General features: G+C 68.0%; 1 protein-coding gene. It reads right to left on the bottom strand.

Features of this window, described 5'->3' with window-relative positions; genetic code table 11:
• Positions 1-266, bottom strand: a 266-nt coding sequence (locus tag QC385_RS43910) for a helicase associated domain-containing protein (protein WP_279547007.1), incomplete at both ends; no start/stop codon positions are given.

The following is a 266-nucleotide window of genomic DNA, read 5'->3' on the forward strand; positions in this document are numbered from 1 at the left end:
CTGGTCGCCGCTCTCGGGCACGCGGTACGTGAATGGCACCTTCAGGTTGCCGTGGATCCGGTGGTACAGGGTGGCGGCTTCGATGCCGCGTCGCCAGTGTTGGTGTTCGGGGTTGAGGACGCGCAGGTTGATGAAGGCGGCCAGCTGCGCGGGGTCGCGCGGTGTGCTGAACTTCAGCAACTGCCGGGCTGGCACCGACAGCCAGTCGCTTCGGTCGCTCCCGGCCCCCTCGCCTTCCTCTCCGCTGCGGCTTTGAACGCCTCGGA

Origin of the sequence: Streptomyces sp. DH10 (genome assembly GCF_029813805.1) — a bacterium.
GTDB classification, from domain to species: Bacteria; Actinomycetota; Actinomycetes; order Streptomycetales; family Streptomycetaceae; genus Streptomyces; species Streptomyces coeruleofuscus.